Annotated in this window: 17 protein-coding genes and 1 riboswitch; of the genes, 3 read left to right on the top strand and 14 right to left on the bottom strand. The window is 63.8% G+C overall.

What is annotated here, in order from left to right:
- Window positions 1–115 precede the first annotated feature (115 nt).
- From OOT33_RS07705 to OOT33_RS07675, 7 genes are all read right to left on the bottom strand, one after another.
- Window positions 116–1,288: a carboxynorspermidine decarboxylase gene (locus tag OOT33_RS07705; RefSeq protein WP_307749430.1), complete on the bottom strand. Its 1,173-nt coding sequence runs from the start codon at window positions 1,286–1,288 to the stop codon at window positions 116–118.
- A 3-nt stretch (window positions 1,289–1,291) separates the two neighbouring features.
- On the bottom strand, window positions 1,292–1,648 hold the full coding sequence (locus OOT33_RS07700; protein WP_307749429.1) for a DMT family protein: 357 nt from the start codon (window positions 1,646–1,648) through the stop codon (window positions 1,292–1,294).
- Between the two features lie 24 nt (window positions 1,649–1,672).
- On the bottom strand, window positions 1,673–2,881 hold the full coding sequence (locus tag OOT33_RS07695; RefSeq protein ID WP_307749428.1) for a saccharopine dehydrogenase C-terminal domain-containing protein: 1,209 nt from the start codon (window positions 2,879–2,881) through the stop codon (window positions 1,673–1,675).
- 280 nt (window positions 2,882–3,161) lie between these two features.
- Window positions 3,162–3,395 carry a carbohydrate porin gene (locus tag OOT33_RS07690; RefSeq protein ID WP_307750333.1) on the bottom strand — a complete coding sequence of 78 codons (234 nt, stop codon included), beginning with the start codon at window positions 3,393–3,395 and terminating at the stop codon, window positions 3,162–3,164.
- Window positions 3,396–3,569: 174 nt separating this feature from the next.
- On the bottom strand, window positions 3,570–4,940 hold the full coding sequence (locus OOT33_RS07685; protein ID WP_307748129.1) for an IS1380 family transposase: 1,371 nt from the start codon (window positions 4,938–4,940) through the stop codon (window positions 3,570–3,572).
- Between the two features lie 58 nt (window positions 4,941–4,998).
- Window positions 4,999–6,015 (bottom strand): carbohydrate porin, encoded by a 1,017-nt coding sequence (locus tag OOT33_RS07680; RefSeq protein WP_307749427.1) that lies wholly within the window; start codon window positions 6,013–6,015, stop codon window positions 4,999–5,001.
- Window positions 6,012–7,760 carry a methyl-accepting chemotaxis protein gene (locus OOT33_RS07675; RefSeq protein WP_307749426.1) on the bottom strand — a complete coding sequence of 583 codons (1,749 nt, stop codon included), beginning with the start codon at window positions 7,758–7,760 and terminating at the stop codon, window positions 6,012–6,014. The genes OOT33_RS07680 and OOT33_RS07675 overlap by 4 nt, the downstream gene beginning before the upstream one ends.
- A 188-nt stretch (window positions 7,761–7,948) precedes the next feature.
- Window positions 7,949–8,054: riboswitch (TPP riboswitch) on the top strand.
- Between the two features lie 33 nt (window positions 8,055–8,087).
- Here OOT33_RS07675 and thiC point away from each other — a divergent pair.
- Both thiC and OOT33_RS07665 read left to right on the top strand, forming a co-directional pair.
- Window positions 8,088–9,953 (top strand): phosphomethylpyrimidine synthase ThiC, encoded by a 1,866-nt coding sequence (thiC, locus tag OOT33_RS07670; protein WP_307749425.1) that lies wholly within the window; start codon window positions 8,088–8,090, stop codon window positions 9,951–9,953.
- A 47-nt stretch (window positions 9,954–10,000) separates the two neighbouring features.
- Complete coding sequence (locus OOT33_RS07665) at window positions 10,001–10,222, top strand: hypothetical protein (RefSeq protein ID WP_307749424.1); 222 nt, start codon at window positions 10,001–10,003, stop codon at window positions 10,220–10,222.
- An 18-nt stretch (window positions 10,223–10,240) separates the two neighbouring features.
- Here OOT33_RS07665 and OOT33_RS07660 read toward each other — a convergent pair whose 3' ends face one another.
- Window positions 10,241–11,335, bottom strand: a complete 1,095-nt coding sequence (locus tag OOT33_RS07660) for a hypothetical protein (protein WP_307749423.1) — start codon at window positions 11,333–11,335, stop codon at window positions 10,241–10,243.
- Entirely contained in the window at window positions 11,332–11,868 is a 537-nt protein-coding gene (locus tag OOT33_RS07655; RefSeq protein WP_307749422.1) for a hypothetical protein, read from the bottom strand. Before OOT33_RS07655 ends, OOT33_RS07660 begins: the two co-directional genes overlap by 4 nt.
- A 148-nt stretch (window positions 11,869–12,016) precedes the next feature.
- Between OOT33_RS07655 and OOT33_RS07650 the strand changes: the two genes are divergently transcribed.
- Window positions 12,017–12,667 carry a hypothetical protein gene (locus OOT33_RS07650; protein ID WP_307749421.1) on the top strand — a complete coding sequence of 217 codons (651 nt, stop codon included), beginning with the start codon at window positions 12,017–12,019 and terminating at the stop codon, window positions 12,665–12,667.
- A 55-nt stretch (window positions 12,668–12,722) separates the two neighbouring features.
- Here OOT33_RS07650 and OOT33_RS07645 read toward each other — a convergent pair whose 3' ends face one another.
- The 5 genes from OOT33_RS07645 to OOT33_RS07625 all read right to left on the bottom strand — a co-directional run bounded on the left by OOT33_RS07645 (window position 12,723) and on the right by OOT33_RS07625 (window position 21,388).
- Window positions 12,723–13,151, bottom strand: a complete 429-nt coding sequence (locus OOT33_RS07645; RefSeq protein ID WP_307749420.1) for an OsmC family peroxiredoxin — start codon at window positions 13,149–13,151, stop codon at window positions 12,723–12,725.
- A gap of 141 nt (window positions 13,152–13,292) precedes the next feature.
- Entirely contained in the window at window positions 13,293–16,580 is a 3,288-nt protein-coding gene (locus tag OOT33_RS07640; protein WP_307749419.1) for an error-prone DNA polymerase, read from the bottom strand.
- On the bottom strand, window positions 16,577–18,127 hold the full coding sequence (locus tag OOT33_RS07635; protein WP_307749418.1) for a DNA polymerase Y family protein: 1,551 nt from the start codon (window positions 18,125–18,127) through the stop codon (window positions 16,577–16,579). Before OOT33_RS07635 ends, OOT33_RS07640 begins: the two co-directional genes overlap by 4 nt.
- Window positions 18,009–18,683 (bottom strand): hypothetical protein, encoded by a 675-nt coding sequence (locus tag OOT33_RS07630; protein ID WP_307749417.1) that lies wholly within the window; start codon window positions 18,681–18,683, stop codon window positions 18,009–18,011. Before OOT33_RS07630 ends, OOT33_RS07635 begins: the two co-directional genes overlap by 119 nt.
- A gap of 170 nt (window positions 18,684–18,853) precedes the next feature.
- The gene (locus OOT33_RS07625; protein WP_307749416.1) at window positions 18,854–21,388 is read right to left on the bottom strand and encodes an FtsX-like permease family protein; all 2,535 of its coding nucleotides are present in this window, start codon (window positions 21,386–21,388) and stop codon (window positions 18,854–18,856) included.
- Window position 21,389: the final 1 nt, after the last annotated feature.

Below are 21,389 nucleotides of genomic sequence, written 5' to 3'. Positions count from 1 at the left end.
TAGCCAAAACAAGCTGCCTTGCGGTGGAAGTCCCATGGGGCAGCGGACGCACGATATATGGCGAAGGGGGGTCCGTGTAAAGTACCGCGCTTAAGATTCCGTGACGGGCCGAAACTCAGGAAAGACGGCGCTTGAATTCGTCGTAATCGAAGGTCCGTATGGCGCGCAAATCATTGGTTTCGCTGTTCCACAGCCAGATCGCGGGCAGGGGGACGCCGTTGAACGTGTTGGTCTTGACCATCGAATAATGCGCCTGGTCGAGAAACGCGAACCGCTGGCCGACCGCAGGCAGTCCGCCGAATCGATAGTCGCCGATAATGTCACCCGCGAGGCAGGACGGGCCGCCCAATCGAGTCGCCGGGCCGTCTGATGCCTCGTGCAGCATCGCCGGGCGATAGGGCGCCTCGATCACGTCGGGCATGTGGCAGGTCGCGGAAATATCGGTGATCGCAACCGGCATGCCGTTGTCGATCACGTCCAATATCTCGCCAACGAGAATACCGGCATCGAGCGCGACCGCCTCACCCGGTTCCAGATACAGTTCGCAAGCCGTACGCGCCTTCACATCGCGCAAAAACGCGATCAGTTCCTCGCGCTGATAATCCGCGCGGGTGATATGATGCCCACCACCGAAATTCAGCCATTTGAGGCGCAGGAAATGCGGCGTGATGCGGGGTTCCAGCGCCTCCCATGTGCGCCTCAGCGGCACGAAATCCTGCTCGCACAACGAGTGGAAATGCAGCCCGTCAACGTCATCCAGATGCTCTGATGTGAGCTGGTCCACCGGAAAGCCGAGGCGGCTGTGCGGCTGGCACGGGTCATATTTCGCGACCTCGCCCTCGGCATGCAGCGGGTTGATGCGCAGGCCCACGTCAAAGCTGTGCCCCGCCGCGCGCGCGGCATCGAGGATGGGCTTGAAGCGCGCATGCTGGCCCGGCGAGTTGAAGATGATGTGATCGGACAGCGCGCAGATTTCGGGCAGGTCCTCTGCCTTGTATCCCGCGCAATAGGTCGCCACCTCGCCGCGATACTCTTCTTTACCCAGCCGCGCCTCATAGAGGCCTGACGCGCACACGCCATCGAGATATTCCGCGATGACCGGCCCCAGCGACCACATCGAGAACGCCTTCAGCGCGGAGAGCAGCTTGATTCCCGCGCGGTCCCGCACATCGGCGAGGATGGCAAGGTTGCGCCGCACCGCCGCCTCGTCCACCACGAAGGCGGGCGAGGGGACGGAACTAAGATCGAAGCGCGCAAAGGCGCCGGGGTCACCCGCGCGAGTTTCCATGGTTTATGCCTGCCCCAATGGTCCCTTGAAGATGAAGAACGCGCCGATCGCGATAAACGCGAAGCCGACCGCATGATTGATCGTCAGTCTCTCGCCAAGGTAGAAGGTCGCGAATGCCGCGAACACGCAGAGCGTGATCACCTCCTGCATCGTCTTCAGCTCGGCGACCGAATAGACCCGCGCACCGATCCTGTTGGCGGGCACCGCCAGGCAATATTCGAACAGCGCGATGCCCCAGCTCAGCAGGATCGCCAGCCAGAGCGCCCGCTGCGGCGAGCCCAGATGCCCGTACCACGCGAATGTCATGAAAACATTCGAGGCGACGAGCAGAGCGATGGGAGCAAGCACGTTCCAGGTCATCGCCGAGCGATAGCCCGCCGGAGATCAGAACGCCAGCGGCCCATCCAGCTCCTTCACCTTCCACGGCAGGCCGTGCCTGTTCAGCATGTCCATATAGGGGTCGGGGTCCATCTGCTCCATGTTGAACACGCCTGCGCCTCCCCAGGCACCGGTGAGGATCATCGCCGCGCCGATCATCGCGGGCACGCCGGTGGTATAGCTCACCGCCTGATTGCCGGTCTCGGCAAACGCCTCCTCATGGTCGCATATGTTGTAGATATAGTAGGTCTTGGCCGATCCATCCTTGGCGATGCCGGTGGCGATGTCGCCGATGTTGGTCTTGCCCTTGGTCGTCGCGCCCAAGGTCGAGGGTTCGGGCAAAACGGCTTTCAGGAACTGGAGCGGGATGATCTCCTTGCCTTCATACATCACCGGGTCGATCCGCGTCATGCCGACATTCTGCAACACCTCGAGGTGCTTGAGATACGCGTCGCCAAAGGTCATCCAGAAGCGGATGCGTTTGATCTCCGGCAGGTGCTTCGCGAGGCTTTCCAGCTCCTCATGATACATGAGGTACATGTTCTTGGGGCCAACCGCCTCGAAATCGAACGTCTGCCTGTGGGAAAGTGCGGGCGTCGTCACCCACTCGCCGTTTTCCCAGTGGCGGGCAGGCGCGGTCACTTCGCGGATGTTGATTTCCGGGTTGAAGTTGGTGGCGAAATGCTGGCCATGGTCGCCGCCGTTACAGTCGAGAATATCGAGCGTGTCGATCCGGTCTAGATAATGCTTCTTGAGGTAGGTTGCGAACACGGAGGTGACGCCAGGGTCGAAGCCCGAGCCGAGCAGAGCCATCAGCCCCGCGTCCTTGAACCGGTCCTGATAGGCCCACTGCCAGCTATATTCGAAATGCGCCTCGTCACGCGGCTCGTAATTGGCGGTGTCCATATAATGCACGCCCGCCGCCAGGCAGGCGTCCATGATGGCGAGATCCTGATAAGGCAGCGCGAGGTTGACGACCAGCTTGGGGCTATACAGCTTGATCAGCGCAGTAGTGGCCGTGACATCGTCGGCGTCGATCTGCGCGGTCTTGATGACGACGCCGGTGCGCTCCTTCACCGATTGCGCGATGGCATCGCATTTGGACAGCGTGCGGCTCGCCAGCGTGATGTCGGAAAAAATATCCGCATTCATCGCCATTTTGTGGACAGCGACCGAACCGACGCCGCCCGCGCCTATCACCAGAACCTTGCTCACTCGCGCGCTCCTATGGGGGACTCTTCTGTAGTCCGCCCATATAGGCCCGCAAGATTACAGTGCAATGGCGGTCTAAGGGCGGATCGACATTCAGATGATGACGTGACGGAGTCGTAGACGACCGCAGGACAAAATGTCGGTTTTCCGTGACCCTTGGACCGAGTCACGCGCCTCGGTCAAACGCAGCGTACTTAAAGGTACGTGAGCACCGGAAGCGCGGGGAACCGATATTTGCAGGCCGTCACGGCTGAATGCCGATCCGCCTCAGCTTCCGAAAGGCTCAGCGCCGCAGCGGCGGCATTTCTATCGTGATGCGCAGGGTTGTGATCAGCGCGGCGGGAGCCCCCGCCACCCCTCCAGGATCGCCGACGATCTGGAGGTCGGGCTGGAGCATCAGGAACGGCGCGATCCGGTCCGCATAGGTCAGCTCAAGGCCGTATTCGTGGCGACTGGGGGTGTCCCCGGCGGCGCGCATGGTGTCGCGAAACGGTATGCTGGTGCGGGCATAGCGCAGCCCTAGCCCGCACTATTCATGAGGCCTCCGCTCCGGGTTCGTGCGAGCATGGTTTGTCGGTCGCCGGGTGATCAGAGCAAGCTCCTCCGGCGGTTTTTTCACCGCGTCAGGATCGATGGGCTTTTCGAGGTTGAAGGACGAGGGCTCGGGCTTTGGGCGGCACTGCCGCGCTGGTTATGTGGGTGCCGGCCGGAGGCCGGTGGCAATGGTTCTGAACAGGCTGGCATCGGGACAGGCTGACGCGAAGGCGACGCGGATGCGCGTAGCGGTTTCGATGATGCGGGCGGCGACCTTGAGCAACCGCAGGCGCAGCGTTGCGAACTCGGCGGTGGCGAGCGCGGCAGCCTTCGGGATTTCCTGCTGGATGCGCCACACGAGCCAGTAGGCGGCGGTGTGCAGGATGAGGCGCATCTGGTTAGCATTGGCTGAGCGGCACGAGGTACGATCGCTGGCAAGCTGGGTCTTGTGGCGCTTGATCAGGTTCTCGGCGTTGCCGCGCGCGCAGTAGAGGGTGTCGTAGATATGCTCAGCCGAACCTTCGGCCAGCGAGGTGACGACATAGCGGATGTCCATGCCCAGCGTGCTGGCCTCGATCCGGGCGACGACGCGGCGCTGGCACTTCCAGCTCTTCGCGCCGTAGCGGGTCTCGGCATAGTTGCGCAGGACCGGATATTGGCGCTGAGCCCGCTTAACCGCGCAGGCATCGGCGGCAGCGACGATTTCGGGATCAGCACGCAGCGCGGCGTTGGTCGGCAGGCCGAACACGTAGTCGACGCCGGCCGCCTCGCAGAAGGCCATGACCTCGGGCCGGCCATAGTGCCCGTCGCCGCGGATGGTGATGTGCGTTTCGGGCCAGTGCCGGCGCAGATGGCGCACCAGGCGCCGGATGTGGCCGGCAGCTTCGGCGCCCGACGGTGTCTTGCCGGTGCGCAGCAGCATCGCCACCGGTCGGCCGGTGGCAGTGTCGTAGACATGGATCGGCAGGAAGCAGCGCTCGCCATGATGCCCGTTCCAGAAGGAGAGCTGCTGATAGCCATGAACAACGTCACAGGTGTCATCGATATCCAGCGTCACCGCCGCCGGCGCGGCGGGGTAGCTGGTGCAGTAGATGTCGATCATCGCGGCCATCATCCTGGCCAGCTCGCGTGTGGTCGGCGCATTTTCCCACCGGCTCATCGTCGGTTGGCTGGCCAGCCCCGCGCCCGATCCCGGCAGCTTGCCCAGCGCCAGGCGGAAGCCCGGATCGTCGCGCAGAGCGTCGAGATCATCGGCGTCTTCATAGCCGCAGGCGATCGCGAACACCCGGGCACGCAGGATGTCATCAAGGCGATGGATCACCCGCACAGGGTCCCGCGGATCGGCAATGCAAGCCGCAAGCCGCCGGCAAAGCCCCATCGCGCGCTCGGCCTGTGCCAGCAGCAGAACACCGCCATCCGAGGTGAGCCGACCTCCGTCGAACGCGGCTGTGATCTTCTTGCGCCCGATCGCTGGAAACGAAAATCCCGGCGCGCTATCATCGCTCCCGGCGGGTGTGGCCCGTGGCATAAATTGCCTCGCTGCAGGACTGGTCTAGACACCCATTTTCCTACATCAAAGCAATCGCTTACACCACTCCCGCCAACCCTTCTGACCAAGCCCGATGAATAAGCCGGGCTAGGGAAAGCGCGCTGTCGTCGCGCCCCGGCCATACGGGGCCATACAGCAGGCCGGTGTGCGCAGCCCACGAAAAGTCGCTCGTCCGCCCGTCAGACGCGCCGCCGCGCAGGAAGGCGTCGAGGCTTGGGCTGTCTTCGCTGCCGAAGACATGCGCCTCCATCATGCCGTATATCCCCCACGCCCTGCGCATCAGCGGGTCGCCTGCGGCATCGGTGGCGAAGCCATCCTCCTGGCGCTTGGTATAGGTCCAGGCGCCGAGGCTCAGGCGCGCCGGGCCGATTTCGTGGCCCGCCTCGCCGATCAGCAGCACGCCGTCGTCAAAGCTGGTGTCGATGCCGCCATGGTCGCCCCATGTCTGCGCGCGCGCGTTGAAGGCGGCCGCCTGCACATAGCCATTGCCGCCGTCGATGTCAGCACGCAGGCGCACGGCGAGTGCGGACGATGGAAAGATCGAAGGACCATTCGCGCCGGTCGCCGCCAGCTCGGAGCCGATGCCGAACGGCGGCGCGATCAGCAGCCCGGCGCTGTCACTCGCGTAGAACTCGCTGTTGAGGTCATAGAGGCCAGCGCGCAGGCTGGCGCTGCCCAGGTCTTGCTCCACCCAGGCCTCGAACAACCGCGCGGCGGATTTGCCCACCTCGATATTGTTGACGCCCTCCAGCGTGCCTGCGCTGTCATTGGGGCGCTTGCCGAAATTGCCTAGGCCATAGATGAAAGCCCGCCCGCCGCGCCAGCCGAGCAGCCGGTCGAGGTCGATGTCTGCGGTCAGGTCGACATTGCCGAGGTAACGCGCCTTTTTGTCCGTGCCGCCAGAGAGGGTGGCGGCTACATCGGACGTGTAGGACGTGTCTATGCGCACGGCATCTGTCTGCGATGCCGGGGCGCTGTCCTCCGCCGAGGCGGCAGGCGAGATGGCCATGGCGAGGGCCAGTGAGAACAGAGAACTAAACCAAAAACCCTTCATGCCGCGAGCCTCCTGCGGTGGTCTTTAGCTGCAGAGTTTGAATCCAAGGTAAAACTCGAAAGCTGGCTTACGACATCGCGTGTCACATCAACCACCATACGCGTCACGGCGGTGACCTGCTCGGTCGCGGCGGCGTTTTGCTGGGTGATGCCCTGAATGTCGTGGGCGCTGCCGTCGATCGCGCTCAAGGACCCGGCCTGCTCTGTCGCGCTGCTGGTAACGCTTTCCATCACGGTCGAGATTTCCATGACCCTGGCGAGGATGGCCTCCAGCGAGTCTCCCGCCTCGCGCACGAGCTTGACCCCGGTTTCGACCTGAGAGGAGCTGTTGGAGATGAGCTGCTTGATTTCGTGCGCGGCGTCGGCAGACCGTTGCGCGAGTGCGCGCACCTCGCTGGCGACGACGTTGAAGCCCTTGCCGGCCTCGCCCGCGCGCACCGCCTCGACCCCCGCGTTGAGCGCCAGAAGGTTGGTCTGGAAGGCGATGCCGTCGATGACGGAGATGATGCTGTCGATCGCGCGCGAGGAGGTTTCGATCTTGTCCATCGCCTCGACCGCGCGCTGGATCACGGTGCCGCCCTGCGCCACCGCGCCGTTCACGTCTTTCACGGCCGTTTGCGCCGCACGCACTGACTTGGCCGAGGCGGCGACCTTTTCCGATACGTCGGAAATGGCGTCGGCGATCGCCCTGATGCTGCCTGCCTGCTGCTCGTTGCGGCGGGCCAGGTCGTCTGCGGAGCGGTTGATCTCCTCCGCGCTGGTCAGCATCTTGTCGGTCGACTGGTGCACGGTGCTCAACACGGCGGAAAGCTGATGCACCGCCTGGTTGAAATCGTCCTTGAGGCTAGCGAACGCGCCCTTCAGCTCCGTCTCGATGCGGCTGGAGAGGTCGCCGCTGGCGAGGCGGGCGAGCGCGCTGCCGATGGTGTGAACGATCTCCTCCTCCTGCGCCTTGCGGGCGGCAACGGCTTCGGCAATCTGATCGCGCATGCCATAGACGGCCTCGCCCAGCTCGCCCAGCTCATCTCCGCGCTCTGTCGCCTCGATCGTGATATCGAGGTCGCGCCGGGTCAGCTGCTCCACCGCGCCCTTGATCTCGAAGATCGGGCGCAGGAACTGCTTTGCGAAGCTGCGCCAGACGAACAGGATCGTGCCGACGATCAGCAGCAGACAGGCATAAGTGACATAATTGCCGCGCCGTGCCGCGTCGCCCGCATGAGAGCGTGTCTCGGCCACATGCGTCTCGATAGCGTCTGACACGCCCCCAAGACTGCCCTCCAGCGCCTTGAACTTGGCGTTGAACTGGCTCAAGGCATCGGGCGAGACAGGCTGGCTGGCCAGCGCCGCCTCGGCGATCTGCTCTGCACTGGTGAGATACATCTCCACATCCGCCTTCACGCCGGTTGCGCTGTCCGTCACCGCCTTGGACTGGTCATAGGTCAAAGTCGCGTCGTAGAATTCGCGGAAGTTGGTGACGCGTTCCTTCAGCGACTGCGCCAGCGCCGGGGCGTTGAGGCTTGGCACGGTCTGCGCGGCAAGGATGCCGAGCACATCGCCCCGGATCGCGTCATGCTCCATGTCCGTGTCGGTCTGGTTGCGCAGCAGTGCGGATGCCTGCACCATCTGGCGCATTGCGTTCGTGATCTCCCGGTTAACAATGTGGCTCGCGAGCGCCCAACTGGCGGCAACAGCCAGCAACAGCCCAAACGTAAGCTGAACCTTGAACCTGATGGACGAGCGTTTCATACTTCTCTCCAGGCAAGCTTTAGTTTGTCTATTATATGATTTGGGTTGGTTAATATTGCATTATCCTTGGCAAATTCGGGTTTTTATACGGGCGGTTACTGTAAGTCGCCTAATCGAGGGATACGGTCTTTCCGCACGCATGTGTTAAACTCTCCGGCTGGACATTGCCGGTGTCGAGGCATACACATTGGCCATCCCCGGGGAGCCATGTGGCTGAGAGGCAGGCGTAACGTCCTGCGACCCGCTGAACCTGAAACCGTTAATACGGTCGGAGGGAGGGCATGCCGCAGCGGTCATTCTCTCTCCCGATCTCCGAGGAGAATGACCATGGCAGACCTTCCCGCAAAGGCAGAGATTGGCGTCACCACCGGCCCCATAAGAGGCAGCCGCAAGGTGCATGTCGCCGCGCATTCGGGCAGCGGCATCCGCGTCGCTATGCGCGAGATCGATCTGGCTGGCGGAGAGCCCTCGATCCGCGTCTATGACACCTCCGGCCCCTATACCGATCCGCAAGCCCATATCGACATCATGGCCGGCCTGCCCCAGCTGCGGCGCGAGTGGATCATGGCGCGCAATGATGTCGAGGCCTATGACGGCCGCGCGGTGAAGCCGGAGGATAACGGGCAGCTCGGGCCGGATCGCTCCGGTGGAGTCCGCCCCTTCCCCAATGTCGTCCAGCGTCCCTTGCGCGCCAAGCCGGGCGCCAACGTCTCCCAGATGCACTATGCCCGCCGCGGCATCATCACGCCCGAGATGGAATATGTGGCGGAGCGCGAGAACCTGGGCCGCGAACGCTTGCGCGAATACGTCCGCGATGGCGAGAGCTTCGGCGCCGCCATCCCCGATTATGTCACGCCGGAATTCGTGCGGGACGAAGTCGCCCGTGGCCGCGCGATCATCCCCAGCAACATCAACCACCCAGAGACCGAGCCGATGGCGATCGGCCGCAACTTCCTGGTGAAGATCAACGCCAACATCGGCAACTCCGCCGTCGCGTCGGACGTCGCGAGCGAGGTCGACAAGATGGTCTGGTCGATCCGCTGGGGCGCGGACACGGTGATGGACCTCTCCACCGGCCGCAACATCCACGACACGCGCGAGTGGATCATCCGCAACAGCCCCGTCCCCATCGGCACGGTGCCGATCTATCAGGCGCTCGAAAAAGTCGGCGGCATCGCCGAGGAGCTGACGTGGGAAATCTTCCGCGATACGCTGATTGAGCAGGCCGAGCAGGGCGTCGACTATTTCACCATCCACGCGGGCGTGCGCCTGCCTTACGTGCCGCTCGCGGCGAAGCGCGTCACCGGCATCGTCAGCCGGGGCGGCAGCATCATGGCGAAATGGTGCCTCGCGCACCATAAGGAGAGCTTCCTCTACGAGCATTTTGACGAAATCACCGAGATCATGAAGGCCTACGACATCGCCTATTCGCTGGGCGATGGCCTGCGCCCCGGCTCGATAGCGGACGCGAATGACGAGGCGCAGTTCGCGGAGCTCTACACGCTCGGCGAACTCACCCACCGCGCGTGGAAACAGGACGTGCAGGTGATGATCGAAGGCCCCGGCCATGTGCCGATGCACAAGATCAAGGAGAATATGGACAAGCAGCTCGAGGTCTGCGGCGAGGCGCCGTTCTACACCCTCGGCCCGCTCACGACCGATATCGCGCCGGGATATGACCATATCACCTCGGGCATCGGCGCGGCGATGATCGGCTGGTACGGCACGGCGATGCTCTGCTACGTCACGCCTAAGGAGCATCTCGGCCTGCCGGATCGGGATGATGTGAAGGTCGGCGTCGTCACCTACAAGCTCGCCGCCCACGCGGCGGACCTGGCGAAGGGCCACCCGGCGGCCAAGGTGCGGGACGATGCGCTCTCCAAGGCCCGCTTCGAGTTCCGCTGGCGCGACCAGTTCAACCTCTCGCTAGACCCGGACACCGCCGAGCAATATCACGACCAGACCTTGCCCGCAGAAGGCGCGAAGACCGCCCACTTCTGCTCCATGTGCGGCCCGAAATTCTGCAGCATGAAGATTACGCAGGAAGTGCGGGAGTTTGCGGCCAAGCAGAACCAGAGTGCGGATGCGTTCATCGCGGCTGGCTCAGAGGCCGCTGCGGAACAGGGCATGGCCGAAATGTCAGAGAAGTTCCGCGAGAAAGGCGGCGAGATTTACCTTCCTGCCGCCGAATGATAGCATCCCCTCTCTCGCCATTGGGCAGGCGGGAGGGGGGACTATCCATGAAAAAATCGAAACGCGCTCTCGTCGGCATGGTTGTGCTGGACCTGTTTCTGGCGCTCGGCACCTTCTGGCTGGTGATGCAGGTGCGGGGCGGCGTATCAACAACGGTCGAGCCGCAAGAGGCCATCGCGACCATCACCTCGATCGGCGGCGGCGCGATCGGCATCGTCACGGCGATATTGGGCATGGCCTATGTCGTGCACCGCAAACGCGGGGATTGAGGGCTCAAAGTTATCAGCTCAATTTTCATCTATGTCGACAAAGTTTAATTTGCGACCGACGCGATCAATTGTGACCGTCACCTTTTTGTTTACAAGAGGACCAATCACGTCGTCGATGGCATCCTGTAGCCCGACAATTCTCTGATGCCGCCCCTCTACTTCAATTTCAAGCCAGTCTCGATCTAGATCCAACGCACGAAGCGTGCCAACGATTTTGTCCCGCGTCCCTGAATCCGAAGGTAAAGCTTTGATTGATGCAATATATTCTGAAGCATAATGTCTGGCATCTGGGCTTAAGTTAATTTCCTTCGGATTATCGTATGAATAAATCCTCACTCTCTCATAGTTTCTACCTGTCGGCGACAGGATCTTGGTGAGACGTACAAAAGTAGTTCTATAGTCCTCATCAGTTATGATATGCTCTAATTGTTCATCTGACCCCGAGGCACTTGCCTGAACGATATCAAGAAACTTATCAGTGACATACATCGGGGCTAACTGGTCCTTAAAAAAGTCACGTTGCTGCGGACCTTGCACGGCTACAGCGAATTGATAGCTGCCTGCGGGCGCTTGGAATAGCCAAGGGCGACAGTAATCCCGTATTTCAGGGCTGGGCCTGCCTCTAGTTCGTAAAGGTAACCGGCTAAGATATTCAACAGTTCTTATAAATATATTCTGAACGGTTTGAACTTTCGAGAGAATAAGGTCAAGTGGAGCTCCCCCAGTAACCACTTCTCCGCCGCTAATGGATACGATAACTTGTCCCGGCAAAAATTTGATATCGCGCTCCCGCTTAGCTGCTTCATTCCATACAGCCTGCAATACGGCCTGGAGTTGAACCCGCGCATCTTCCAATAGTTTACCATTAAGTAGCTGAAGTGCTAGTTCTTCAGCCTCGGAGAAAAGTTTACCTTTGAATAACAGTGATGCAGCGCTGACGCCAATAATGCCACGAGTTCGAATTTTATCGAATGGGATAGCATCGAGCGCTTCAATCTCTAATTTTGCTGCTGCCGCGTAAAGACCTTCTGCATCCGAGCGGCTAATCACTCGCAGTTGTGCAGCTCTGAACGCCAGATCAGCACTTTTCTTGTGAAGTTCAGACCAGCTCACGGCTCTATAACCTGTGAAACTAGAACTAACTTCTCACTGAATCCTACCACAGAAGCCAAAGCTGGCTTGGAATGTCCTGCCGCTCTCGTTTGATCAATTTTTTTCGTCAGACGCGTTCGGCAAACAGAACGCGCACCTTGGTCAGTTCCAGACACCTCCAAACGCAGGGCTGTTTCCAAGTCGTCGTTAGCAGCGGTAGCTGGTGCAACGTAGAAATCGGCTCCGCTTAGCGTCTCAGCACGTTGGACCGCTACATAGCCAGTTTGTAACTCAAGAGCTGCTAGCGAGACTCCGTAGGCTCCCCATTCAGTAGTGTCGATCGTATTAGCATAAGCCCGATCCATTTGAGGCGTAGGTGCAAGCCAATCTACAGTGGCTTGGGATGATCCGTCGACTGTCTCAATGTCAACTACACTTGGACGACTGTGATGACGCGCAAAACAAACAGATGCAGCCTCGAAAAACATTTGCGCCATCCCCTCTGTTAATCCCGGATGGCGTTGATCCATTTCCGCTAGGGGCAGAATATTCATGCAGAAATCCTATATTCTCTTGTGAAGGCGAATAGCGGATGAAATCCGGTCCGCCAAGTCTCATCCAACACTCTGTCCTACAGCCCCGCCTTTGCGGTACACCCTGCCCATGCCCCGTTCAAAATCCTCCCGCCCCGCAGGCAAGGCCATGCCGCAGTTCCCCTTCACCCCGGTCGCGCGCGCCGCGCGGCATGATGGGTGGACCGCCGAACGGCAGATCGCCTTCATCAATGCGCTGGCGGATTGCGGATGCGTTGCCGATGCGGCGCGGGCGGCGGGCATGTCTGTGCGCAGCGCCTATCGCCTGCGCGCGCATCCCCAGGCGGGGAGCTTCAGGCGAGCCTGGGAATCGGCGATGGAGTGGGCGATCCAGCTGTTGCAGGATGCCGTCCTCTCCCGCGCGATCAAGGGGGTGCCCGTCCCCCATTATCATCAGGGCAAGAAGGTGGGCGAGCATCGGCGCTATGACGAGCGCCTTGCCCAGTTCCTGCTGCGCACCCGCGCCCCGGCTTATTATGGCCGCGCGGCGGAAAAGCAGGAGCTGCCGATCCAGTCCCATCATTATGCCATCGCGCTCGCCCGCGCGGTGCTGCATATGGAGGCCGAGGCGGAGGATGTGCGCGTCGCGCTCACCGCCGAGGAGGAAAGCCGCGCCGGGCTGGTGCTCGATGATGTCGATGTCGTCTATGGCGCGGAGGCGGAAGCGATCGACGCCGCCGATGAAGCGGAAGAGCGCGCGCGGCTGACGGCCGAGGGCGGGCAAGGCGGCGCGGGCGGGGAGGACGGGCAGGCGCAGTAACCCCCCTCACAGGGCGTGACTTTCATGACTTTTGGCTGCCAGGCGGGCGCCGTGGTCAGCCCTCCAGCGTCTTTTCCAGCGTGATCTCGCAGTTGAGCAGCTTGCTGATCGGGCAGTTGGCCTTGGCTTCGTCGGCAATGCGGTCGAAGTCTTCCTGCGCGATGCCCGGCACCTTCGCAGTAAGGGAGAGCGCGCTCTTGGTCACGGCAAAGCCCTCGCCGTCCTTGTCCAGCGTCACCTTGGCCTCGGTGTCCAGCTGGCCATCGCTGTGCCCCGCCTTCGCCAGCGCGAAGCTCAGCGCCATGGTGAAGCAGGCGGCGTGGGCGGCGGCGATCAGCTCCTCCGGGTTGGTGCCCGGCCCGTCCTCAAAGCGCGAGGCAAAGCCATAAGGCTCGGCGTCGAGCGCGCCGCGCTTGGTCCAGATATGGCCTTTGCCATCCCGGCCGAGGCCTTCGTAGCGGGCGGATGCGCTGTTGACAGTCATGGCAGTGTTCCCGTGCGGATTGGAGGTTGCATGCCCTCAACACCTGCGCGCGCCAATGTTTCCGCATTGGCCTGCAATCCCTGTGGTGTGCGCCGGTGCTTTCCGTACACCCGCACGGTCGTTCGCTCCACATCGTCTCGCTCAATGGAAGTCCCTGGATTTGGGCAGCAGCCTCACATCGCGCGGGTGGCGGTGCCGCGCCTCGACGGCGGGCATGGCCTTGCGCGGATGCTGGGGGTGGACGAACTCGTCTGCGGGAGAGAGTTCCGGTTCCGCGCGATAGCTGTCGGAAAGGTGCGCCAATACTTCGCTCCGGTCGAGGATGCGGCTCGCCATCACGTGGATGACACCCTCCCTGCTCACCTGTAGTTCGCCCTCGACCAGCATGACGCGCGCGGCCATCACCTCGCGGCGCATGGCCTCAAACTGGCGCGCCCACAGCACGATATTGGCGATGCCGCCTTCGTCTTCCAGCGTGATGAAGATCGCATTGCCCTTGCCGGGGCGCTGGCGCACCAGCACCACCCCGGCGACGCGCACCTTCGCGCCGCTCTTCATGCCGCTCAGGGCGGCGCAGGGCATAGCCTTCTCCCGCGCGAACAGAGGGCGCAGCAACGCCATTGGATGCTCTTTGAGCGAAAGGCCGGTCATCTGATAATCCGCCGCCACATGCTCACCCAGGCCCATGGGGCGCAGGAAGACGTCCGGCTCCACTCCCAACTCGGCGGCGCGCGGGGCGGCGAACAGCGGGAGTTCGTCGTCCGGCAGGCGGCGCACCTCCCACAGGGCGGCGCGTCGCCCCGCGCCCAGCGAGCCAAAGGCATCGGCATCAGCAAGCAGGCGCAGCGCCCGCTGCGGCAGGCAGGCCCGCCGCGCCAGATGCTCGATGGAGGGGAACGGCCCGGCTTCGCGCGCCGCTGTGATCGCCTGCGCCCAGCTTTCGCGAAAACCGGTGATCTGGCGAAAGCCCAGACGCACGGCGAGAGCAGTATCCGCGCGCCGCTCCAGCCCATTGTCCCACGCGCTGGCGTTCACGTCGATGGGCCGCACCTCCACGCCATGCTCGCGCGCATCGCGCACGATCTGCGCCGGTGCGTAAAAACCCATCGGCTGGGAGTTGAGCAGCGCGGCGGCGAACACCGCCGGTTGATGGCACTTGATCCATGCCGAGACATAGACCAGCCGGGCAAAGCTCTGGGCGTGGCTCTCCGGAAAGCCATAGCTGCCGAATCCCTCTATCTGCTTGAAGCACCGTTCGGCAAAGGCCGGGTCATAACCGCGCGCGACCATGCCGCCGATCATCTTCTGCTGAAAGCCGTGGATGGTGCCGACATTGCGGAACGTTGCCATTGCGCGGCGCAGGCCGTTGGCCTCATCGGGCGAGAAGTCCGCAGCGACGATGGCGAGCTTCATCGCCTGTTCCTGGAACAGCGGCACGCCATAGGTTCTGCCCAATACCGTGCGCAGTTCATTGGGGTTATGCGGTGGGGCGGGGCTGGGATATTCCACCTCCTCCTCGCCGCAGCGCCGCCGCAGATAAGGGTGGACCATGTCCCCCTCGATCGGGCCGGGCCGCACGATCGCCACCTGCACGACCAGATCATACAGCTCGCGCGGCTTGAGGCGCGGCAGCATGTTCATCTGCGCCCGGCTCTCGACCTGAAACACGCCGATGCTGTCGCCCTTGCACAGCATGTCATAGACTGCCGGGTCATCCGACTTGAGGTCGATATCGAGGCTGTGGTCGCCCAGCCCATGCTGGCGCATCAGGTCGAAGCTCTTGCGGATGCACGTCAACATGCCGAGCGCCAGCACATCGACCTTCATCAGGCCGAGCGCGTCGATATCGTCCTTGTCCCACTCGATGAAGGTGCGATCCTCCATCGCGGCATTGTGGATCGGCACGATCTCGTCCAGCCGCCCCTGGGTCAGCACATATCCGCCGACATGCTGCGAGAGATGGCGCGGGAAGTGCAGGATCTCCTGCACAAAATGGTTGAGGCGCGCTATTTCCGGATTGTCGGGGTCGAAGCCGCTCTCCTCCACGCGTTCGCGCTTATATTCCGAGGAATAGCTGCCCCACACCGTGCTCGCCAAGCGTGTGGTCACATCCTCGGAGAGGCCCAGCGCCTTGCCCACCTCGCGCACCGCGCTGCGCGGGCGGTAATGGATCACGGTGGCGGCGATGCCCGCGCGCTCCCGCCCATAGCGGCGATAGATATATTGCATCACCTCCTCGCGCCGCTCATGCTCGAAGTCGACATCGATGTCGGGCGGCTCCTTGCGCTCGGCCGATACGAAGCGGGAAAAGAGCAGATCATGCGTGGTCGGGTCGACAGAGGTGACGCCGAGCAGGAAACAGACAATGCTGTTGGCCGCGCTGCCGCGCCCCTGGCACAAGATCGGCGGCTCCTGTGCGCGGGCGAAGCGGACGATGTCGTGCACGGTCAGGAAATAATAGGCGTAGTTCTGCTGGCGGATGAGCGCGAACTCCTCCTCGATCCGCCTTTGCGCATCGGGGGGTATGTGTGCGCCGTAGCGCTGGTGCGCGGCTTGCCTGACCAGATGCTCCAGCCAGTCCTGCGGCTCCCAGCCATAGGGCACCGGCTCATGCGGATATTCATAGCGCAGATCGTCCAGGCGGAAGGCGATACGCGCGAGGAAATGCTGTGTTTCCTCGATGGCTTCGGGGGCATGGGCGAACAGGCGCGCCATTTCGGCGGGCGGTTTCAGGTGGCGTTCGGCATTGGCGGCAAGCTGGCGTCCTGCCTGCTGCACCGTCGTCTTGAGACGGATGGCGGTGAGCACGTCGTGCAGGGGCTTGGCAGTGGGCGCGGCGTAGAGCGCGTCGTTGATGGCGATGAGCGGCAGCCCTGCCTGCGCGGCGAGGGCGCGGGCCTGGGCCAGGCGGCGCTCATCCCGCCCCGTACGGCCCATCACCGCGCCGAGCCACACGCGCCCTGCCGCTGCCTGCCGCAGCCGGGCCAGCAGCGTCGCATCCGCGCTGGGCATGGCGATCAGCAGCAGGCCTTCGGCATGTGTCAACAGATCATCGAGGTGCAGGACGCACTCTCCCTTGCGTGCGCGCAGATTGCCGAGGGTGAGCAGGCGCGTCAGCCGCCCCCAGCCGTGGCGCGTCGCGGGATAGGCGATGATGTCCGGCGTACCGTCCGCAAACACCAGCCGCGCGCCGACGACGAGGCGGAAATCGGGGAAAGGCAGGCCTTCGGTTTCAGCCTTTGCGGTTGCTTCGCGCAGGGCCACATGCGCGCGCACCACGCCCGCCACCGTGTTGCGATCGGCAATGCCGATACCGGTCATGCCCAGCTCAAGCGCATGGGCTACCATATCGCAAGGGTGCGAGGCCCCGCGCAGGAACGAGAAATGGGTCGCCGCCGCCAGTTCGGCATAGGGGGGCGGGCCACTCATGCGAAAAGACCGTGCACATACCAGCGCGGCTCGCTGGTCTCTCGCCCGTGAAGCCCGTGGCGGCATAGCCAGAAACGGCGGCCATCCTCATCCTCGATCCGGTAATAATCGCGGCTGAAGCCGGGGCTGGCATAGCCCTGCCGCCGCCGCCACCATTCCGGAGCGATCCGCTCCGGACCTTCGTAGAGCCGCACCAGATGTTGCTCGCCCCGCCAGCGGAACCGGCGCGGCGGTCCGTCCGGGATCGTCGCCAGCACCTCTACCGGTTGTGGCGGATCGAGCAGGAAGAGCGGGCGCAGCGGCGGTTCGCCCGTCTCGCCGGGGATGGACGTGGACCCCCGCTCGCCATCCTGTGCGCGCGCCAGATAGCCGGCGCGCTCCGGCACATGGCTGTTACCGGTGGCAAAACTCTGGATCGCCGCCGGGCCATAGCGCACCGCCAGCCGATCGAGCAGCGGGCCGATGTCCGCCGGGCCTGCGGCATCGGGCGCAAGGCTGCGCTGCTGTTGCTCCAGCGTTTCGGCGTGGCTCACCTCGAATACCAGGCTGTCATAGCCGAAGCCGGGGTCGAGCGGGTCTGCAAGGCTGTCTATCCGCTCGGCAAACAGGCGCATGAGGAGCGCGGGGTCACGAGTGGGGGTGCCGGTCTCGATGGAGAGGCGCGCCACATGCCCGTCGCTGCGACAAAGCTGAACCGCGAACGCCCGCCCGCCCTTGCCCGACTCGGCCAGCGCGCCCGCTGCCTGCGTGGCCAGCCATTCGATCGCATCCAGCACGTCCGCATGGCGACCAATGGGTTCGGCAAAGCGCAGCTCGGCCCGGATATCCTCCGGCGGCAGATGCGGGACGATATGCGGGTCCTCGCTGCCCGTCAGCCGGGCAAGCAAACGCACGAGCGGTGCGCCAAAGCGGGCGGCGAGTGTCGCAGGCGGCAGGGCGGCCAGCTCTCCTATGGTGCGAATGCCAGCGCGGCGCAGGGCAAGGCGGACGGTTTCGTCCACATCCAGCGCATCGAGCGGCAGGGCGTGCACGTCTGCGCCGCCATGGCGGGCGAGCGCGCGTGCCGCATCGGGCGTATGCGCCACAGCCAGCCACATCGTGTAGCCGCGCTGGCGGAAATCCTGGGCGATGGCATCGCGCATGGCTGCCTCGCCGCCGAAGAGGTGCGCGCAGCCGGTAATGTCGAGCATTATGCCGCACGGTGGATCGGGCATCACGCTGGGCGTATAGGCAATGCAATGCCGCGCCATCTGGCCGAGCAGCACCGCGTCAGCTTCCGGGTCATGAGCCAAGGTGGCAAGATCGGGCACCAGCCCGCGCGCATCGGCGAGCGCCATGCCGGGTGCAATGCCGGTCTGTGCCGCCAGCGGCGAGAGCGCGGCAAGGCGCAGGGCGCCACGCTGCTTCTCGACAAGAGCGAAGGGTTGCTCAGGCCGCGCGAGGCCGCCGCGCATCGCCCGCTCCGCCGGCAGCCATGGCAGATGAAGGGCGAGATAGCGGCGTGGCCCGTGCGACATGATCCCCGATGCGGAACGCAGCCGTGTCACGATCCCACTCCAATATGAGGCGAAGCCCGTCTCTCCCGCCGCGCTGGCGCAACAGGTCGAGCACGAAGGCAGGCGCGCCCGGCGCATGCGCCTCCAGCGCGCGGGAAGGCGCGGCCGCCACATGCCAGCGGGTATGCGCGGCGCTGGGCGTAGGCTTCGCCTTGCCGCGCACCAGCAGTGTCATCGTGTCCATTTCCAAAGCCGCAAGTGCGAAGCGCCGCGTGGCCGTGAGATCCAGCAGGGGTTGCCTGCCGGTCAGCTCCATCACCACTGCCGAGACTGCCGCATCGCGCGCCGCATCGAACGCTGCCTTCAATACTGCCTTGGCATCGGGCAGGGTCAGCAGAGTCAGCAGGCGCGTGTCGATGCCCAGCTCGGCGATGCCGGGGCCGTAGGGATAGCCGCCCAGCCGCGCCGCCTTTACCTCGCGCGCCCAGATCAGGGCACCGCCGTGCTGACGCTGGCGCATGGCGGCGAGGAGGAGCGCAAAACCACTGAGCGACGGCCCGTCTTTCTCTCCCGCCTGATAAAATTCGTGCACGCCTTGCGCAGCCAATCCGCCTTCCAGCCATTGATCCGCGCAACTGCTTCCCAATCCCAGGCGCGCCGCAGGCTCAGCGCCGGATAGACCGGCGGCCAAGAGCTTTTCACGCCCGGGTACAAAAGACGAATCAGAGAACATGTTCCTATTATGTTCTCATTTCTCTGATTGTCGAGGGGGTGCGTTCAAACCCTCCGCAACGCCTGCGCCGGGCGCAGGGCCATGAGGGGGAGAGAGGCGCCGAGGCCAATGCCCAGTGTCAAGCCGGCACCCCCCAGCAGCGTGGCGAATACAACCCACCAGTTCGGCATCCAGGCGAACTCGAACAGCTTGACGATCACGAACCATGCCGCTCCGATGCCGAGCACCAGTGAAACCGCCGCCAGCACCAGCGCGATCAGCCCATATTCGAGTGCCTGCGTACCCAGCACCTGCCAGCGGGTGGCACCCAATGTCTTGAGGATGATCGCGTCATAGCTGCGCATCTGGTGCGAGGCGGAAATCGCGCCGATCAGCACGGCGATCCCCGCCAATATCGTGATCGAAGCGGCTGCGAGGATGGCGGCGCTCATCTGATCGAGCAAGGCGCGTACCTGGACGAGCACCTCTCCGGTCTCGATCACTGAAACGCCGGGGAAGGCCGAAAGGAGCCCGCGCGTCACCGCTGCTTTTTCGTTTCCGCGCAGGGTGATGGTGGCGGTAAGGGTGTGCGGCGCGCCTGCGAGGCTGCTGGGCGAAAACACCATCACATAATTGAAGCCCATCGTCTCCCAGTTGATCGTGCGCAGCGAGGCGATGCGCGCTTCGATCTCACGGCCCAAAACGCTGACGGTGAGGGTGTCGCCCACATCGAGATCGAGCAACTTGGCCTGCTCGGCATCGAGCGAAACAAGCGGCGGCCCGGCATAATCGGCGCGCCACCATGTGCCCTTCGCAATTTCGCTGCCTTCGGGCAGCACGGTGCTGTAGGTTACGCCGCGCTCGCCGCGCAGGAGGAAGGCATCACCCGGCACATTCTCGCGCTCGGCAACGCGCTGGCCGCCATAAGCGACGACCGTACCACGCAGGGCAGGCACGATATTGACGGCGGCATCCGGCGCATGGCGCGCGATAGTGGAAAGCAGCTCCGCCCTATCGCCCGAAGGTATGTCGAGCACGAAGAGGTCCGGCGCCTTTGCCGGCACAGTGCGGCTGATCTCGTTTTTCAGGCTGGTCTGAATGCCCGCCAGCGTCACGAACAAAGTGAGCGCGAGGCCGAGCGCGATGACCAGAGCGGTGGTCTGCGCGCCAGGCCGATAAAGATTGGTGAGGGCAAGCCGCAGCAACGGCGCGTGCGGACGCGGCACCCTGCGCGCCACCCATCGGGCCGTAAGCCCCAGCCCCGAAAGCAGGAGCAAGACGCCCGCGATCGCGCCGATGACCCAGAGCGAAAACAGCACATCGCGTGCGCCTAACAGCACGAGCGCGAGCAATAGCAGCACCGCGCCCACCGTCATCGCCCGGCTGCGCGCATCCAGCCCGTGGCGCAGCGGGTCCACGCCCGCGCGCAACAGCGCCGCGCCGGACTCGCGCCGTGCCCGCGCCAGCGGCGGCACCGCGAAGATCAGCGCGATCAGCACGCCATAGAGCATGGCGGTGACGAGCGGCAGCGGATGCAGCGTGAAACCGGGCCGCACCGGCAGCACATCGCCCGCCAGCGCCACGATCAGCGGCACGGCAAGTGCGCCCACGATCAGCCCCAGCACGATAGCGAAGGCCGATACCGCGCCGATCTGGAGCAGATAGATGCGCGCAATGTCCGAGGCGCTGGCGCCCAGTATCTTCAGCGTCGCAATACCGCGGCGGCGCAAGGTCAGATAGGAGGTCACGCCGTTATTGACGCCGATTCCCGCCACCGCCAGCGCGGTCAGGCCGATCAACGAAAGGAACTGACCCATGCGGCCGAGGAAGCGGTTGGCGCCGGGAGCAGCGTTCTCGCGGTCGCCGAATTCCCAACCGGCGGGGGCATTCTCCTCCTCCATGCGCTGGCGGACAGTCGCTGCGTCGGCCCCGGTGGGCAGTCGGATTCGATATCTGCTCTCAAACAGGCTGCCCGGCTGAATGAGGCCGGTACGGCGCATACCGTCCATCGAAACGATCGCCACCGGGCCGAGGGTGAAGCCCTCGCTCACGCGATCCGGCTCGTCGGCGATGATGTCCTGTACTGTGAAATCCGCGCGGCCGTAGCGCAGTCTATCTCCCAGCCGCAGCGAGAGCCGCTCCGCCAGTGCTGCGCCGATAAGGATCGCATCGGGCGCAAGCGGCGCGGCGTAGCGCCCGTTCTGCAATGTAAGTGTGCCATAGAGCGGGTAGGCGGCATCCACGCCTTTAAGCTCCGTCAGCACTGCCTCCGGCCCGTTACCTCGCGTGCCGTCGATGCGTTTGGCCATGGCGCGCGTGCGGATGGTCTCGCTCAACGCACCCTGCCGCGCGAAGGCACGCTTGTCGTCGGCGCTCGCCTCACGCTGCGTCATCTTGATCTGGATGTCGCCGCCTAATATCACCTGCCCGCGCTCGGAAATCTCGGTGGTGATGGCGGTGGTCAGACTGCCGACCGCAGCCAGCATTGCCACACCGAGGAACAGGCAGACGAACAGCAGGCGCAGGCCAATCAACCGCGCATGCAGATCGCGCCGGGCAATGCGCCAGCTTGCGCGCCAGCCGAGGTCGCGCTGTCCCATC

Origin of the sequence: Sphingobium sp. DEHP117 (assembly GCF_030867385.1) — a bacterium.
In the GTDB taxonomy this organism is placed as follows: domain Bacteria; phylum Pseudomonadota; class Alphaproteobacteria; order Sphingomonadales; family Sphingomonadaceae; genus Sphingobium.
The sequence above is the reverse complement of the archived record's forward strand: the minus strand, read 5'-3'. Positions and strand labels throughout refer to the sequence as shown.

Excerpts from the sequence above, each read along its gene's own strand:
- OOT33_RS07705 (WP_307749430.1), bottom strand. The coding sequence starts at position 1,288 with ATGGAAACTCGCGCGGGTGACCCCGGCGCCTTTGCGCGCTTCGATCTT.
- OOT33_RS07700 (WP_307749429.1), bottom strand. The coding sequence starts at position 1,648 with ATGACCTGGAACGTGCTTGCTCCCATCGCTCTGCTCGTCGCCTCGAAT.
- OOT33_RS07685 (WP_307748129.1), bottom strand. The coding sequence starts at position 4,940 with ATGCCACGGGCCACACCCGCCGGGAGCGATGATAGCGCGCCGGGATTT.
- OOT33_RS07680 (WP_307749427.1), bottom strand. The coding sequence starts at position 6,015 with ATGAAGGGTTTTTGGTTTAGTTCTCTGTTCTCACTGGCCCTCGCCATG.
- OOT33_RS07675 (WP_307749426.1), bottom strand. The coding sequence starts at position 7,760 with ATGAAACGCTCGTCCATCAGGTTCAAGGTTCAGCTTACGTTTGGGCTG.
- thiC (WP_307749425.1), top strand. The coding sequence starts at position 8,088 with ATGGCAGACCTTCCCGCAAAGGCAGAGATTGGCGTCACCACCGGCCCC.
- OOT33_RS07665 (WP_307749424.1), top strand. The coding sequence starts at position 10,001 with ATGAAAAAATCGAAACGCGCTCTCGTCGGCATGGTTGTGCTGGACCTG.
- OOT33_RS07655 (WP_307749422.1), bottom strand. The coding sequence starts at position 11,868 with ATGAATATTCTGCCCCTAGCGGAAATGGATCAACGCCATCCGGGATTA.
- OOT33_RS07650 (WP_307749421.1), top strand. The coding sequence starts at position 12,017 with ATGCCGCAGTTCCCCTTCACCCCGGTCGCGCGCGCCGCGCGGCATGAT.
- OOT33_RS07645 (WP_307749420.1), bottom strand. The coding sequence starts at position 13,151 with ATGACTGTCAACAGCGCATCCGCCCGCTACGAAGGCCTCGGCCGGGAT.
- OOT33_RS07640 (WP_307749419.1), bottom strand. The coding sequence starts at position 16,580 with ATGAGTGGCCCGCCCCCCTATGCCGAACTGGCGGCGGCGACCCATTTC.
- OOT33_RS07625 (WP_307749416.1), bottom strand. The coding sequence starts at position 21,388 with ATGGGACAGCGCGACCTCGGCTGGCGCGCAAGCTGGCGCATTGCCCGG.